Raw genomic sequence first — 14,527 nt, 5'->3', positions numbered from 1 at the left:
GGGGCCTGCGTAGCATCGCGCGTGCCAGAGGACGCCTCGCTCGACTCGTTCGCCCCCGCGACGGAGGACGACGAGACGGAGACCGACGCTCCAGAGACGACGCCCGACGCCGACCCCGCGGTCTCGACCTACGCGTGGTCGCCCGGTGGCGGGAACTGCTCGGAGTGTGGCGAATCAGTCGAAAAGCAGTGGCGCGCCGGGGGACAGCGCGACGGCGACCTCGTCTGTGCCGACTGCAAGGAGTGGTAACAGGGGACCACCGCGAATCAGGAGCCGATTTTCGGGAGTTCGCGAACGTAGAGCTCCGACTCCGCACATTCGAGGACGAAGTCGGCCACGTCGCCGCGCGCGACAGATTCCACGCCGAGTTTGATGTCGCCGGTCCGGTACTCGCCGGTCCGGTCGCCCTGGGTGAGTCGCGGCGCGCGCACGACCGTCCAGTCGAGGTCGCGGGTCCGGACGTCGGCGACGTGAGATTTGGCGTCCTCCAGCACTTCGCGACTGAGCAGTTTGAGAAGCGTGCCCACGACGCGCCCGCCGAGCGACACGTCCTCGCCCTCGGTCCGAACGCCAGCGCCGACGAGCGTGACGAACCGCCGGACGTCGTGGGCTTCCATCGCGTTCATGACGTTCGCGCCAGCGACGGTCAGGAGGTCGTCGGGACCCGAGGAGGTCTGGCCGAGGACGCTCGCGACCGCGTCGGCGTCTTCGACCGCTTCGGCCACGCCCTCCCCGGTGTAGGCGTCGCCCGCCACGACGGTGAGTCGCTCGTGTTCGACACCGAGTTTCGCTGGGTCGCGGACGAACGCGGTCACGCGGTGACCGCGTTCGAGCGTCTGTTCCACCAGCGGTCGGCCGGTGCGACCCGACGCTCCGAAGACGGTGAGGTTCATGTCGGGGAGAGAACGGGGAGCGCCGAAACGGTTTCGGCGCTCTCCGGCGCTCGTTCCGGACCGGCGTTTCCGCTTCGCCGCGTTTCGAACTACGATTGGACAGTTCCGAAAGCGCGTCTCGACCGGGAGTCCCTCTGCGAGAGCCATACCACACGACCTAAGTATTACTCTGTGCAACCACCAAGTAATGAAGCGACGAACGTTCATCAAAAGCGGCGCGGCGGGGAGCATCGTCGGTCTCGCTGGCTGTGTCGGCGGCGAGAGCGGCGGGCAGGCCACTACTGCCGACGAGGAGACGACCGCGGACGAGACGACGGAGGCGGAGACGACGGACGACGAGACGACGGACGACGAGGAGACGACTGCAGAGGGCCTGAGCGGGACGCTCACGGTCGCCACCTACAGTTCGTTCGTGGAAGCGCCGAGTTCCGCGCCCGGGCCGTGGCTCAAGGAGGCGTTCGAGGAGCGCCACCCCGACGTGACCGTCGAGTGGGCGACGCCCGACAACGAGATGAACTACTACATCCAGCGCGCCCAGCAGGGCGTGGACATCGACGCCGACCTCTTCGTCGGCATCAACGTGGACCACCTCATCCGCATCGACGAGCAACTCGGCGACCCGCTGTTCGCGTCGAGCGCCGACGCGCTGGAGAACTACGGCCACGTCGAAGATGACCTCAAGTTCGACCCCCAGCAGCGCGCGATTCCGTACGACACGGGGTACATCAGCCTCGTCTACGACAGCAACGAGGTCGAGAATCCCGAGACGTTCGACGCGCTGTTGACCGACGAGTACGAGGGGACGCTCATCGTCCAGAACGCCCAGACCGCCGCGACCGGCCGGGCGTTCCTGCTCTGGACGGTCCACAACCAGGGGAAGGACGACTACCTCGACTACTGGGAGCAATTGGTGGACAACGGCACCCAAATCATGGGGTCGTGGGACGACGCGTACACGGCGTGGGAGAACGGCGAGGCCCCGATGGTGGTGTCGTACTCCACCGACCAGGTGTACGCGAATCGCTACGACCAGGACATGAGCAAACACCAGATTTCGTTCCTCGACGACCAGGGCTACGCCAACCCCGAGGGAATGGCGACGTTCGCGGACACCGACAACGCCGACCTCGCGGCGGCGTTCATGGACTTCGTGCTCTCGCCCGAAGCGCAGGGCGAAATCGCGATGCGGAACGTCGCGTTCCCCGCGACCGACTGGGCCGAGCTCGACGACGAGTTCGAGGAGTACGCCAAGGTGCCCGACGAGCCGGTGACGTTCACCTACGACGAACTCCAGGGCAACCTCGACCAGTGGGTTGATGCGTGGGGCCGACAAATCGCGAGCAAGTGACCTGCGCGTGACCACCACTCGCGGGGCCGGGGGCTGGCTCGAACGGCGCGCGCTGGCGGTCCTCGGAGCCGCGACTGCGGTCGTGCTGGCCGTCGTCTTTTATTATCCCGTCCTCACCGTTTTCGCCGACGCGGTCCGGGTCGGCGGCGAGTGGACCCCCGAAATCGTCCGGGAAGTCATCACGGACCCGTTCTACTTCGGCGTCCTCGCGCCGATATTCGGCGGCGATTTTGCCCAAGTCGGCGACGTCGCCGCGAACACGCCACTCGGCCTGTTCGGATTCACCGCGTATCAGGCCGCCCTCTCCACGATTGCGAGCGTTCTCCTCGGCGTGCCGGGGGCGTACGTCCTCTCGCGGTACGACTTTCCGGGCAGGCGCACGATTCGGTCGCTCACCATCCTGCCGTTCGTCCTGCCGTCCATCATGGTCGCCATCGGCTTCGTGGCCTTCTTCGGGTCGAACGGGCCGCTCAACGATTTGCTCGCGCTCGTCGGTCTCGGCCCGGTGAATCTGCTGTTCACGCTCGAAGCCATCGTCGTTGCGCACGCCTTCTACAACGCGCCCCTCGTCGCTCGGGTCACGACCGCGGCGTGGGAGAGCGTGGACGCCCGGATGGTCGAGACCGCCCGGAGCCTCGGCGCGAATCCGTGGCGCGCCTTTCGGGACGTGCTCGCGCCCCAACTCCTGCCCGCGATTCTCACGGGCGCGCTCCTCACGTTCGTCTTCACGTTCATGTCGTTCCCCATCGTGCTGGCCTTGGGGGGATTTCAGCTCGCCACCGTCGAGGTGTGGATTTACTCGCTGGTCCAACAGCTCGATTACGCCGAGGCCGCCACCCTCGCGGTGGTCGAGACCGTGCTGTCGCTCGTGCTGACCTACGCCTACCTCCGGTACGAGGCCCGACAGGCGGGCGCGAATCGCGCCGCGAACCCTCCGGCCCGGAAACGCCTGCTCCCCGACGACCCCACGCCGACGGCCGCGCTCGAACGCGCGGCCGTCGGCGTCTACGCGCTCGTGGTCGCCGTGGTCTTCGTCGGCCCGCTCGTCAGCATGGTCGCCGAGAGCCTGACGGGGCCACAGGGATTCACGCTCCAGTACTACGAGTTTCTCGTGGAGCGACAGGCGACCGGCGCGGACTTCCAGACCAAACCCGGCCTCGCGGTCCGGAACTCCCTGCTGTTCGGGGCCGCTACCCTCCTCGTGGCGCTCCCGATGGGCGTGACCATCTCGGTGCTGACGACCCGGGGCGGTCGGGGGAGTAGACTCGCAGACGCCGCCGCGATGGCCCCCCTCGCCGTGAGCGGGGTCGTCGTCGGTCTCGGGATGCTCCGGGGACTCGTCTTCGGCGTCGAAGTCGGCGACCACCGAGTCCAGATTGCGGGGGTCACAGCTATCGTGGCGGCCCACGCAGTCGCGGCCTACCCCTTCGTGGTCCGGAACGTCTCGCCGCTCCTGTCGGGTCTCGACCGGTCGATGGTCGAGTCGGCGCGCGCGCTCGGCGCGACACGCGCCCGCGCCCTGCTCGACGTGGAACTCCCGCTCGTGGCGTCGGGTGTCGCCGCCGGAGCCGCCTTCGCGTTCGCCATCAGCATCGGCGAGTTCGATTCGACGGTGATTTTGGCGACCGGGAGCAGTAGCTACACGATGCCGGTCGCCGTCGAGCGCTACATCGGAAACCGGACTCTCGGCCCCGCGACAGCGATGGGGACGGTCCTGCTCGGGGTCACGAGTCTGAGCTTCGTGGTTATCGACCGACTTGGTGGGAGGTGGGAGGCGTGAGGACCTCGGTACGAGGTCCGAAGGTTTCCGGAGAGATGGGAGGCGTGAGACGTTCGGCTTGCCCGAACGTCGAGGGCCTCCGGAGGTGGGAGGCGTGACCGACCTTCACCTCTCGGGCGTTTCGAAGTCGTTCGGCGACGTGGCCGCGCTCCGAGACGTGAGCCTCGAAGTCGCCGACGGCGAGTTCTTCACGCTCGTCGGCCCTTCGGGGTGCGGGAAGACCACCACGCTCCGCGCCATCGCGGGGTTCGAGACCCTCGACGCGGGCGACGTGCGGTTCGGCGACCGCGAGATGTCGGGGGTCGCCCCGGAGGACCGCGACGTGGGCGTCGTCTTCCAGAACTACGCGCTGTTCCCGCACATGACCGTGACCGAGAACGTGGGGTACGGCCTGCGCTTCCGGGAGACGCCCGGCGGGCAGAGCCGCGAGGAGCGCGTGGGCGACCTGCTCGAACTCGTGGACCTCGCGGGGTTCGGCGAGCGCGACCCCGACGAACTCTCGGGCGGCCAGCGCCAGCGCGTGGCGCTGGCCCGCGCGCTCGCGCCCGGCCCGGACGTACTCCTGCTCGACGAGCCGATGAGCGCGCTCGACGCCCGCCTCCGCCAGAGCCTCCGGACGCAGGTCAAGCGGATTCAGTCGGACCTCGGAATTACGACCGTCTACGTGACTCACGACCAGGAGGAGGCGCTCGCCGTCTCGGACCGAGTGGCCGTCATGAACGACGGCCGGGTCGAGCAGGTCGGAACGCCCGAGGACGTGTACCGCAGCCCCGAGACGCGATTCGTCGCGGAGTTCCTCGGCGACAACAACGTCTTCGAGGGAGAAGTCCGAGACGGCGACGTGGTGGTCGCCGGGACCGCGTTCCGGGTCGAAGGAGCCGACGCGAGCGCGGGGTCGCCCGCGGGCGACCCCGCGCTCGCACCGGACGTTTCGGAGGGGTCGGTCGCGTTCTGTGTCCGGCCCGAACACCTCGAACTCGGGCCGGGGTCGAACAGTTTCGAGGCGACCGTCGAGGCGGTCGAGTTCTTGGGCGAATCGTTCCGCGTGCATCTCGATTGGGACGGCCGCGAGGTGGTGCTCCGAGAATCCGAGCGCCCGACGACCGACCGCGTTCGGGTCGGCTTCGACCCTGAGGACGCACACGTCATCGCTGGCGGACGGGCCGGGAAAGCGGTCGAGCCGTCCCGATAAACCACTACTCCCGGCCCTTCCAGAATCGCTCCAAACCGAGCGACAGCATATCCGGACTCACCGGCTGGAACTCCTCGCGCTCGGTCTCGGGGAAGTACTTCCGGACGCTGTCCCACGAATTTCTGGCGTATCGCGAATCCACCAGCACCCGGACGCCGACCTCCTCCGGTCCCCGAATCACCCGGCCGAGCGCCTGTCTGGCCTTCCGCGCGGCCGGGACCGTCAGCGCGTACTCGAAGCCGTTGCCGAACGCGCGGTCGTACGCCGTCCGGACCGCCTTCGTCCGGGGACTCGCGGTGTTGATGATGGGGACGCCACAGACGACGGCAGCGTGGAGTTTGTCGCCCTCGTAATCGACGCCCTCGGTGAGGGTGCCCCGGAGACTCGTCACGAGGACCTTGGATTCGCCGCCGAAGAACTCGTCTTTGAGGTCTTCGGTCACGTCGTCGGCGCTGCTCTCGTCGAGCAGGACCGGCTTCTCGACGCTCGGATTCTCGCGGAGGCTCTCGGCGGCCCACTCGGCCTCGGCGTAGTTGGGCATCCCGACGAGGACGTTGCCCGGCGACTGGGCCACGTCTCGGAGCGCGTCGGCGTACACCTGCCGGGTCGTCGTCTCGTCGCCCGGCGCACCGCGGTTGTCGTAGGTGAACTTCGGGGCGTCCACCGCGAAACTCTCGCGGTTCTCCTCGGGGAAGTTCAGGCCGAAGGTTCGCTCGACCACGGGGCGGCCTTCTTCTCGTTCGAGATGGTTCAGGCCCGTCACCTCCTCGAACACGTCGAGGGGTTCGAGGGTCGCGCTCATCAGCACGCCGCCGCCGAACTCCGAAAGCTGTTCGCCGATGGCGTCGCTCGGCACGCAGTTCTGCATGGCGAGGCGGGCGTTGTACGCCCGCCGCCACGACTGTCGAGGTTCCGTATCGTTCCACGTCCGTTCAAGGACGATTTCCCGGAAGTAGTGTTCGTGGTCGTTGCGATACCACTCGCCGAGGACCCGGCCCGCGGCGGGCGCGGCGCGCTCCTTCTCGTCGTCCTCGGCTTCGTTCAGGATGCGAGCGACGACGCTTCCCACGGCCTCGGCGCGCACCCAGACGCCGCCGTGATAGCCCCGGCCCTCGGCCCACTCCGATATCTCGTCCGGCTGTGGCTCGGTCGGGTCGCGCAGGGGAATCTCGTCGTCCGGCAGGTCCGGGAGGTTCGACTTCCACCCGCGATGCTCGCGTTCGAGGTGGGCGGTCACACGGCGGTCGAGTTCCTCGCGGAGGTCGCGGACGAACTCCAGCGTCTCCTCGATTTCCGAGAGGCTCACGTCGCTGTCTTCGAGTTCGCCCCGGACGAGGTCGGCGTCCGCGGTGGTGTGGCTCTCCTTCCCGTCGAATTTGATGGGCTGAATGACGCGGGTGAGTTCGGATTCGGCGTCACCGAGCGTCTTGTCGCCCACCGCGTCGCTCACGAGGTCCCGAACTCGGGGTTCGAGCATGTGGGCCTCGTCGCAGACCACGAACGTCGAGTCGTCCAACAGCGCGCCCGTGAACGTCGCCGTCGTCACGGGGTCGAACGCGTGGTAGTAGTTTCCGACGACGACCTCGGCGTGGCCGAGGAGCGCGCCCATCATCGAGTGGGGGCAGGTGCCGTGCTGGACCGACAGCGACACGAGTTCGTCGGGGTCGATGAGTCCCAAACCGTCGAAGTCGAACGGGACGGCTTCCACGGGGTCGCCGTCCTCGGGCACGTCTTCGAGAAACTGGGCGTAGAACGGGCAGTACTCCAGATTGTCGTACTCGGGCATCTCCGGCGGGTAGGGGGTCGGCTCCCCGGCGGTTTCGAGATAGCTCGCGGCGGCCCGACCCTGCGACCCCGAATCGGCCAGACCGGTCTGCTGGCTCCGGGCGCGCGAGACGAGATTCTGGGCGGTCGTCGAACCGCCCTCGCCGGTAATCGCGCGGGTGTCCTCTCGGAGGGTCTCACACCGGCTGTAGACGTTCTCGTCGTCGATTCCGCCCGCGTTCTCGCGGTTGTACGGGCACACGTCGGCCTTCCCGACGAGGGTGAGCGCGGTCACGGGAGTCCAGTCGTCGGGCAGATTCGCGTTGACGGTCCGGAGGTCGGCCTCGAACTGGCGGAGTTGCTGTTTCACGCTGGTGAGGACGACCACGCGCTCGTAGTCGGTGTCGGGGTCGCGAACGAGGTCGATGCCCGCGGTCAGCGCCAGCATGGTCTTGCCGGTGCCGCAGGCTCCCTCGACCACGGTGAAACCGCCGTCTCGGGCGGTCTCCATCGCGGTCTCGATGCCGTCTACCTGCTCGTCGTAGGGGTCGTCGTGGCCGAAGATGTCGCGCCACGAATCGGCGGAGGTCACTGGGACGAGGTAGCGCGCCATCGGGTTTGAACGTTTGGATGCGACGGGTCGGACGATGTTCGGAAATCAGAATCGTCGGTCCACAAGAGACGGCCGAGGCGTTTTAGAAAGCCCCCGCCCGGTCGCGGTCGTTGCTCGGCATATCTGCGCTCTCTGCACGGCCCGCGCAGATAGAGGCCGAGCAAGCGACCAAGATAAACGCGACCGGGCGGCCCCTTTCAGTCCCACCCACTGCAGTTGGCCAACCGAGCGTTCGCCCGCGAACCGCCACGCGCGCAACGACATTGCGTTTTTATCGGGAGACGCACAAACCGTGGACAATGGCGAGCGCGAGCGCGGACGAGAATCCCTACATCGAGGACCCGCCGACGGAGTTCGAACCGGTCGAGGAACTGAGCGAAGCCGAGGCCACCGAGCAGGCAGAACTTCTCCGGAAGGCGATTCGCTACCACGACCATCGGTACTACGTCGAAAACGACCCCGCCGTCGCCGACGAGGCCTACGACGCGCTGTTCACCAGATTGCAGGACCTCGAAGCCGCCTTCGACGTGCGGACCGACGACAGTCCCACCCGACGGGTCGGCGGCGAACCTCTCGACGAACTCGGCACGGTCGAACACGTCGCGCCGATGCTCTCCATCGACTCCAGCGGCGAGGCCGACGACGTGCGGGAGTTCGACGCCCGGATGAAACGGGAGGTGGGCGAGGCGGGTGAGCAGGTCGAGTACGTCTGCGAACCCAAGTTCGACGGCCTCTCGGTCGAAGTCGTCTACGAGGACGGCGAGTACGTCCGGGCCGCCACGCGCGGGGACGGCCAGACGGGCGAGGACGTGACCGAGAACGTCCGAACCATCGGCTGTATTCCCCACCGCCTCCGGGGCGACTACCCCGACTTTCTGGCAGTTCGGGGCGAGGTGTACATGCCCGAGGAAGCCTTCCGAGAGCACAACCGCGAGCGCGTCGAGCGCGGCGACAACCCCTTCGCCAACCCCCGGAACGCGGCCGCCGGGAGCCTCCGACAGTTGGACCCCGCCGTCACCGCCGAGCGGCCCCTCGACTGCTTCTTCTTCGACGTGCTCGACGTTCGCCGAACCGGACGCGATTCGTCGGACTCGTCCGACGAATCGCTCGCCGCATCGCGGGAGTTCGACACCCACTGGGAACAGCACGAGCGCCTGCCCGAGTGGGGCCTGAAGGTCAACGACCGCATCGAGCGCACCAAGGACATCGAGGACGCCATCGCGTACCGCGACCGACTCATGGACGACCGGGCCGACCTCGACTACGAAATCGACGGGGTGGTCATCAAGGTGAACGACCTCCGGGCGTGCGAACGACTCGGGACCACCGAGCGCGCCTACCGGTGGGCGTTCGCCTACAAATTCCCGGCCCGCGCCGAAGTCACGACTATCACCGACATCGTGGTGCAGGTGGGTCGGACGGGGCGTCTCACGCCGGTCGCGCTCCTCGAACCCGTGGACGTGGGCGGCGTCACCGTCTCGCGCGCCAGCCTCCACAACCCCGAGGAAATCGCGGCGATGAACGTCAACGTCGGCGACGACGTGCGGGTCGAGCGCGCGGGCGACGTGATTCCCTACGTCGCGGAAGTAGTCGAAAAGCGCGCCGAGGGCCATTACGACTTCCCCGACCGGTGTCCGGTCTGCGACAGCGCGGTCGAGTTCGACGGCCCCATCGCGTACTGCACCGGCGGACTGGCCTGCGACGCCCAACTCCGACGCGCTATCGAGTACTACGCCAGCAAGGACGGTCTCGACGTCGAAGGACTGGGCGGCGAGCGCGTGGACCAACTCCTCGACGCCGGACTCGTCGCCGACGGTCTCGCCGACCTCTACGACCTCACCGACGACGACCTCGCAGAACTCGACGGGTGGGGCGAGACGAGCGCGGCGAATCTGGTGAGAGAGTTAGCGGACTCCAAGCACCCGCCCTTGCGCGATTTCCTCTCGGCCATCGGTATCCCGAAGGTCGGTCCGGCAACTGCGGCCGCCCTCGCCCGCGAGTTCGGCGACATCGAGAAGATTCGGAGCGCCGACCGCGAGGCCTTCGAAGCCGTGGACGGAATCGGTCCCAAGGTCGCCGACCAAATCGCGGAGTTCTTCGACTCCGAGCGGAACCAAGACGCCATCGACGACCTGCTCGACGCGGTCGGACCCCTCGAAACGCCGGACGAGACCGAGACGGGCGAGGAACTCGACGGGCTGACGTTCGTGTTCACGGGCGCGCTCTCGAAGCCGCGAAGCGAGATGCAGGAACTGGTCGAGCGCCACGGTGCGAACGCCACGGGGAGCGTCTCGGGCAACACCGACTACCTCGTCGTCGGCGAGGGCGCGGGCCAGACGAAGTTGGACGACGCCGAGGAGCGCGGCGTGGAGACGCTCGACGAGGACGCGTTCGCGGAGTTGCTGGCCGAACGAGGGGTACGGTAGCGGGCCGTTACGGCGGATTCGAAAGCGCGTTCAATTTCTCGGGGTCTCCCGCCTTCGCGGCCGCGTACCAACACTTGATAACGGCGAGCGTGACCCGTTTCACGTCCTCGTGGCGGATGCACGACTCTCGGTGGGCGTGGAGGTCGTCGGGGGGATGAAAGTGTTTGTCGGGAAACTCGGGACGAATCTCCCATCCGAATCGGAACTGAAGTCCGTTTTCGTTGCCTTCGGTGTAGTGATATTTGTACCCGTGTTGGGTCCACCACGCCACGTCGAATCTGGACTCGGCGGCGTGAATCCCGTCTCGAAGTTCGATTCGCAGGTCTTCGAGGCCAACGTCGTAATCGGGGTGCCACTCCACCGACTTGACGAGTCCGTTCAGCCGCTTTTGGAAGGTTCGTTCGACCGTGTTGAGCCTCTCGCGCGAAATCCGACCTCGCGGTTCCCTACGCATGCTTCGACGCGTCCGACGGATGAGCCGTCCACTTCGAGTCACCGAGGTAGTCTTTCACAGACAGTGCGGCTTCGAGGCGCTTGCGGTCGTCTTCGAGCGTCCGCCACTTGGAGAGGTCGTCCCATCCATCGTCGTCGTCGGGGGCCAGTTCCTCGGCGAGTTCAGTCGGCGAATCGACGGCGTACTTTCGTTCGATGTCTCCGAGACGTGTTTTCGCACGCCTGAGTTTCCCATCGAGTTCCGCAGGGGCGTGATTGTCGGCGAGTTCGGCGACCCGGTTGAGACGGCGCTGGGTCGAACTCCACACGTATCGGGTCATATTTCCGGTCGTCCGGGCTTCGACCATTCCGGCGTCGAGGAGCGGTTCGATGTGTTTGCGAACGGTCGGTTTGGTGGTCGCGGCCTTGTCGGCTATCTCGCCGGTCGTGTGCGGTTCGTAGGTGTTTCTGAGAACGGCGTGGATTCGCTGGAAGGCGGTTGCGGTCGCTTTCCACTCCTCGGTCACGGCCTCGTCGAGGTCGTCCGAGACTTCCCCCGAGAGGGCGTCGGATTCGAAGGGACGTAGCTCCGCAACGGAAGTCGGCCCCTCCTCGTCGTTCGCGGGCATAGTCGAATCGACGTGGTGGTGAAAGTAATATTTTGGGGTGCGAATATATGTGGAACCCCGAGACGAGTTAGCTACAGGTCCGCGTTCTCGAAGACCCAGTAGCCGACGCCGACCGAGACCAACAGCCAGAGCAGGAGGTACGAGACGACGAAGCCGTTCGACAAATACACCGGCAGCGACTCGCCGAGCGTCTGTGCGGCGACCTGCTGGCGCATGAAGCCGAACATCATGATTCGCGACTGGACCGCGGATTCGAGCAGGAACGAGTCGATGAGCGTCTTGTACGCCTGCGTCGGGTTCAGGAGTTTCAGGAACAGCACCGCGTGCAACTGGGTCGCGTCGGCGAGTCCGACATACTTATCGAGCAAATTCACGAGCTGGTTCGCGAACGCGTTCCAGAGGATGACGAACATGAAGAACGCGCCGGTCGCCGACATCATCGCGCGCCGACCCGTGCTGGCCGCCGCCGAGATACCGACCGAAAGCCCGACGAACACGAGACCGAGCACCACTGTCAGCACCGCGAACAGCACGAAGTTCGCCAGCTTGAACGACAGCGAGGTGGCGAGTATCAGCACCGCTGCGACCACGAAGCCGAGGACGATTGGGAGCGTCAGGACGCCCGCTCGACCCACGACTTTGCCGAACACGACGTCCTCGCGCGAGTGGGGAAGCGAGAGTAGGAGCTTCAGCGACCCGGACTCGCGCTCTTGGGTAATCGACGCGTACGCGAGCACGATGGCGATGAGCGGGACGAGCACCGAGGTTCCCTGCTTCATCAGGAAGATGAAGGCGTCGGAACTTCCCTGCTCGCCCTGCGGTGGTGCCGACCCCATCTCCAGATAGAACTGGAGGATGGCGGGCAGCGAGAACACCAGCACGAACAGCGCCGACAGCGCCCAGAGCCACTTCGAGCGCACCGCGTCTTGGAAGTCCTTCCGGGCGACGGCCTGCCACGTCATGCTTCCACCTCCTGTTTGTCCGCGGTGTACGCCATGAACAGGTCTTCGAGCGACGACTCCTCCATCTCGAAGTCCTCGACCTCAGCGCCCGCGGATTCGAGCGTCGTGATGACCGACGCCTTCACGCCGCTGTCGCAGGTCACTCGGAGGGTGTGGTCCTCGCGGCCGACTTCGGCGACGCCCTCGATACCGCGCAGGTCGGCGAGGACGCCCTCGGGAACCGAATCGACCCTGACCTTGAGCGTCGAATCGCTCCCGACGGCGTCTCGAAGTCCCTCGATGGAGTCCTCGGCGACGAGTTCGCCCTCCCGGAGGATGCCGACGCGGTCGCAGACCGCCTCGACTTGCCCGAGGATGTGCGACGAGAAGAAGACGGTCGCGCCGCGGTCGGCCTCCTCGCGCACGATTTCGCGCATCTGTTTCGCGCCGTTCGGGTCGAGACCGGTCGAGGGTTCGTCGAGAACGAGGAGGTCGGGGTCGTCCACGAGACTCATCGCGAGGACGAGTCGCTGGGCCATTCCCTTCGAGTAGCCGCCAGCCTTGCGGTCGCCGTCGCCCGAGAGGCCGACCCGTTCGAGGAGGGCGTCGGGGTCGGCGTCGGCGTCTTTCGACTCGATGGCGAATTCGAGGTGCTGGCGTCCGGTGAGTCGGTCGTACACCGAGAAGCCCTCGGGGAGGACCCCGAGGTGTTCGCGGACCGCGACGCTCTCGTCGTGGACGTCGCGCCCGAGGACCCGGATTTCGCCCTCGGTCGGTCGGACGAAGTCCAACAACATGTTGATGGTGGTGGACTTGCCCGCACCGTTCGGACCGAGGAAGCCGAACACCTCGCCCTCGGCGATATCGAGCGAGAGGTCTCGGACAGCGACCACGTCGCCGTACCGCTTGGTTACTCCGTCTATTTCGATGGCGGCCATAGTTCCGGCTTTTGCGTCACCGTACGTAAACCCTTGTCTTATCCGGATTGTGTGTGTCGGGTTGACGCACCGGTCCGAAACACCGTGTCAAAAGCACACTTATTTCACAGAATATTTCCTTCAATAAATATTTTAAGAACAGGATTCTATCATCTGGTCGTGATACGAAAACAACTACTAGCGGCGATTCTGACGGTAGCGCTCGTTACGAGTATGGCAGTCGCCGGAAGCGCGGCAGTTGCCGGAAGCTCGGCGGTCGCGCCGACGGCTGACGACGCGAATTCGAGTAGCATCAGCGGCTCAGTCACCGTGACCGTCACGAGTGCGGCCGACGGCGACACGGTGGACGTAGAGTACGAAAACGGGACCACCGAGACGGTTCGACTGCTCGGCGTAGACACCCCTGAGGTCCACGTCGAGAACTCGCCGTCCGAGTTCGAGGGCGTCCCGGACACGCAAGCGGGCGAGGACTGTCTCCGTGATGCAGGTGAAGATGCGAGCCAGTACACGAAGGACGCGCTGGTCGGAGAGACGGTCACGCTGAAGTTCGATAGCGAGTCCGACCGACGCGGCGATTACGGCCGTCTGCTCGGGTACATCTACACCGACGGCGAGAACTTCAATCACGACTTGGTGGAGACCGGTCACGCTCGCGTCTACGACAGCACCTTCAGTCAGAGCGATTCGTTCTACAGCGCCGAAACCACGGCGCAGAACGACCTCCGCGGTCTCTGGGAGTGCCGAACCGTCGATGACGGCGACGGCGGCGACGGCGGCGACGGGACGGCCTCTATCGAGTGGGTGTACGCCGAGGCGTCCTACCTGAACGACGAACGCGTCCAAATCAAGAACACCGGTGACGGCGAACTCGACCTGTCGGGCTACACGCTCGTAGACGAGGCCGGACACACCTACACCTTCCCGAGCGGATTCACGCTCGATTCGGGTGCCTCGGTCTGGGTCCACTCCGGGAGCGGTAGCGACGATTACGACGACCTTTATGCCGACTTCGGCCACGAAATCTGGAACGACGACGGCGATACGGCGTACCTCTACGACGAGAACGGCGACGAAGTCGACCGTCGGTCGTACTACTGACCGACGCGGTTCACGGTCTTTTTTCGGCCGAGAAGGGAACCGAACCCTTAGACCGTCTCCTCGGGGTCGTGTCGCTCGGCCATCCGAGTCGCTTCGTCGGCGTACCGAGTCCGAGTCTCCTCGTCTTCGACCGCCTGTAGTTCGTCGGGGTCTGCCGCGATAGCGGCGGTCACGCCGTCGGACTGTCGGAGCGCGTTCATCGACCGCTGTCGGTGGAGACTCCGTCCTCCGTCCGGGGTGGCGTACACCAGCGAGACGAGACCCTTGTCGGTGTACGTCCGCTCGACGAGCCAGAGTTGCGCGTCGTCCATGCGTGGAGAATGGCGGGGGCGAGGGTTGAATCCACCGGGTTCCCTCGGGCGCCATAGGTTCGTATCCCCGGGTCGTCTCGGCTCCGTGTCTCTCGACCCGTCTCGGCTCACCTCCAATCGTTGACACCGCCAGTAGCGTTAAGGCCGGAAACGATGTATCGG

General features: G+C 66.1%; 13 protein-coding genes. 6 read left to right on the top strand and 7 right to left on the bottom strand.

Going from position 1 to position 14,527, the window contains the following annotated elements; translation table 11 throughout:
• The first annotated feature begins 21 nt into the window (after positions 1-21).
• Positions 22-249 (top strand): DUF7573 domain-containing protein, encoded by a 228-nt coding sequence (locus EKH81_RS02015; protein ID WP_132058004.1) that lies wholly within the window; start codon positions 22-24, stop codon positions 247-249.
• Between the two features lie 17 nt (positions 250-266).
• Here the strand turns inward: EKH81_RS02015 and EKH81_RS02010 are convergent, their stop codons facing one another.
• Positions 267-893, bottom strand: a complete 627-nt coding sequence (locus EKH81_RS02010) for an NAD(P)-dependent oxidoreductase (RefSeq protein WP_132058005.1) — start codon at positions 891-893, stop codon at positions 267-269.
• 187 nt (positions 894-1,080) lie between these two features.
• On the opposite strand from EKH81_RS02010, the gene EKH81_RS02005 reads away from it, so the two are divergent.
• From EKH81_RS02005 to EKH81_RS01995, 3 genes are all read left to right on the top strand, one after another.
• Positions 1,081-2,241 carry a thiamine ABC transporter substrate-binding protein gene (locus EKH81_RS02005; protein WP_132058006.1) on the top strand — a complete coding sequence of 387 codons (1,161 nt, stop codon included), beginning with the start codon at positions 1,081-1,083 and terminating at the stop codon, positions 2,239-2,241.
• Complete coding sequence (locus tag EKH81_RS02000; protein WP_132058007.1) at positions 2,210-4,021, top strand: ABC transporter permease; 1,812 nt, start codon at positions 2,210-2,212, stop codon at positions 4,019-4,021. Before EKH81_RS02005 ends, EKH81_RS02000 begins: the two co-directional genes overlap by 32 nt.
• Positions 4,022-4,115: 94 nt before the next feature.
• Complete coding sequence (locus EKH81_RS01995; RefSeq protein ID WP_132058008.1) at positions 4,116-5,213, top strand: ABC transporter ATP-binding protein; 1,098 nt, start codon at positions 4,116-4,118, stop codon at positions 5,211-5,213.
• 4 nt (positions 5,214-5,217) lie between these two features.
• On the opposite strand, the gene EKH81_RS01990 is transcribed toward EKH81_RS01995, so the two are convergent.
• The gene (locus EKH81_RS01990; protein WP_238392098.1) at positions 5,218-7,569 is read right to left on the bottom strand and encodes an ATP-dependent DNA helicase; all 2,352 of its coding nucleotides are present in this window, start codon (positions 7,567-7,569) and stop codon (positions 5,218-5,220) included.
• 320 nt (positions 7,570-7,889) lie between these two features.
• On the opposite strand from EKH81_RS01990, the gene ligA reads away from it, so the two are divergent.
• Positions 7,890-10,016 (top strand): NAD-dependent DNA ligase LigA, encoded by a 2,127-nt coding sequence (ligA, locus tag EKH81_RS01985; RefSeq protein WP_132058010.1) that lies wholly within the window; start codon positions 7,890-7,892, stop codon positions 10,014-10,016.
• Positions 10,017-10,023: 7 nt separating this feature from the next.
• On the opposite strand, the gene EKH81_RS01980 is transcribed toward ligA, so the two are convergent.
• The 4 genes from EKH81_RS01980 to EKH81_RS01965 all read right to left on the bottom strand — a co-directional run bounded on the left by EKH81_RS01980 (position 10,024) and on the right by EKH81_RS01965 (position 12,956).
• Positions 10,024-10,470 (bottom strand): toxin-antitoxin system TumE family protein, encoded by a 447-nt coding sequence (locus EKH81_RS01980; protein ID WP_132058011.1) that lies wholly within the window; start codon positions 10,468-10,470, stop codon positions 10,024-10,026.
• Entirely contained in the window at positions 10,463-11,077 is a 615-nt protein-coding gene (locus tag EKH81_RS01975) for a transcriptional regulator (protein WP_132058012.1), read from the bottom strand. The genes EKH81_RS01980 and EKH81_RS01975 overlap by 8 nt, the downstream gene beginning before the upstream one ends.
• Before the next feature lie 71 nt (positions 11,078-11,148).
• A complete protein-coding gene (locus EKH81_RS01970) occupies positions 11,149-12,039 on the bottom strand; it encodes an ABC transporter permease subunit (protein WP_132058013.1) in 891 nt (296 codons plus the stop codon).
• Positions 12,036-12,956: an ABC transporter ATP-binding protein gene (locus EKH81_RS01965; protein WP_132058014.1), complete on the bottom strand. Its 921-nt coding sequence runs from the start codon at positions 12,954-12,956 to the stop codon at positions 12,036-12,038. Before EKH81_RS01965 ends, EKH81_RS01970 begins: the two co-directional genes overlap by 4 nt.
• A gap of 159 nt (positions 12,957-13,115) precedes the next feature.
• Between EKH81_RS01965 and EKH81_RS01960 the strand changes: the two genes are divergently transcribed.
• Positions 13,116-14,054 carry a lamin tail domain-containing protein gene (locus EKH81_RS01960; protein ID WP_238392097.1) on the top strand — a complete coding sequence of 313 codons (939 nt, stop codon included), beginning with the start codon at positions 13,116-13,118 and terminating at the stop codon, positions 14,052-14,054.
• A gap of 47 nt (positions 14,055-14,101) precedes the next feature.
• Here EKH81_RS01960 and EKH81_RS01955 read toward each other — a convergent pair whose 3' ends face one another.
• Complete coding sequence (locus EKH81_RS01955; RefSeq protein WP_132058015.1) at positions 14,102-14,365, bottom strand: DUF7967 family protein; 264 nt, start codon at positions 14,363-14,365, stop codon at positions 14,102-14,104.
• Positions 14,366-14,527: the final 162 nt, after the last annotated feature.

Source organism: Halorussus amylolyticus, assembly GCF_004143485.2.
Taxonomy (GTDB): Archaea; Halobacteriota; Halobacteria; order Halobacteriales; family Haladaptataceae; genus Halorussus; species Halorussus amylolyticus.
This window is presented reverse-complemented; position numbering and strand designations above follow the sequence as displayed.

What these genes read in the sequence shown, in the direction of transcription:
- ligA (WP_132058010.1), top strand. Translation starts at nt 7,890, where the DNA reads ATGGCGAGCGCGAGCGCGGACGAGAATCCCTACATCGAGGACCCGCCG.
- EKH81_RS01980 (WP_132058011.1), bottom strand. Translation starts at nt 10,470, where the DNA reads ATGCGTAGGGAACCGCGAGGTCGGATTTCGCGCGAGAGGCTCAACACG.
- EKH81_RS02000 (WP_132058007.1), top strand. Translation starts at nt 2,210, where the DNA reads ATGCGTGGGGCCGACAAATCGCGAGCAAGTGACCTGCGCGTGACCACC.
- EKH81_RS01965 (WP_132058014.1), bottom strand. Translation starts at nt 12,956, where the DNA reads ATGGCCGCCATCGAAATAGACGGAGTAACCAAGCGGTACGGCGACGTG.
- EKH81_RS02005 (WP_132058006.1), top strand. Translation starts at nt 1,081, where the DNA reads ATGAAGCGACGAACGTTCATCAAAAGCGGCGCGGCGGGGAGCATCGTC.
- EKH81_RS02010 (WP_132058005.1), bottom strand. Translation starts at nt 893, where the DNA reads ATGAACCTCACCGTCTTCGGAGCGTCGGGTCGCACCGGCCGACCGCTG.
- EKH81_RS01970 (WP_132058013.1), bottom strand. Translation starts at nt 12,039, where the DNA reads ATGACGTGGCAGGCCGTCGCCCGGAAGGACTTCCAAGACGCGGTGCGC.
- EKH81_RS01955 (WP_132058015.1), bottom strand. Translation starts at nt 14,365, where the DNA reads ATGGACGACGCGCAACTCTGGCTCGTCGAGCGGACGTACACCGACAAG.
- EKH81_RS01975 (WP_132058012.1), bottom strand. Translation starts at nt 11,077, where the DNA reads ATGCCCGCGAACGACGAGGAGGGGCCGACTTCCGTTGCGGAGCTACGT.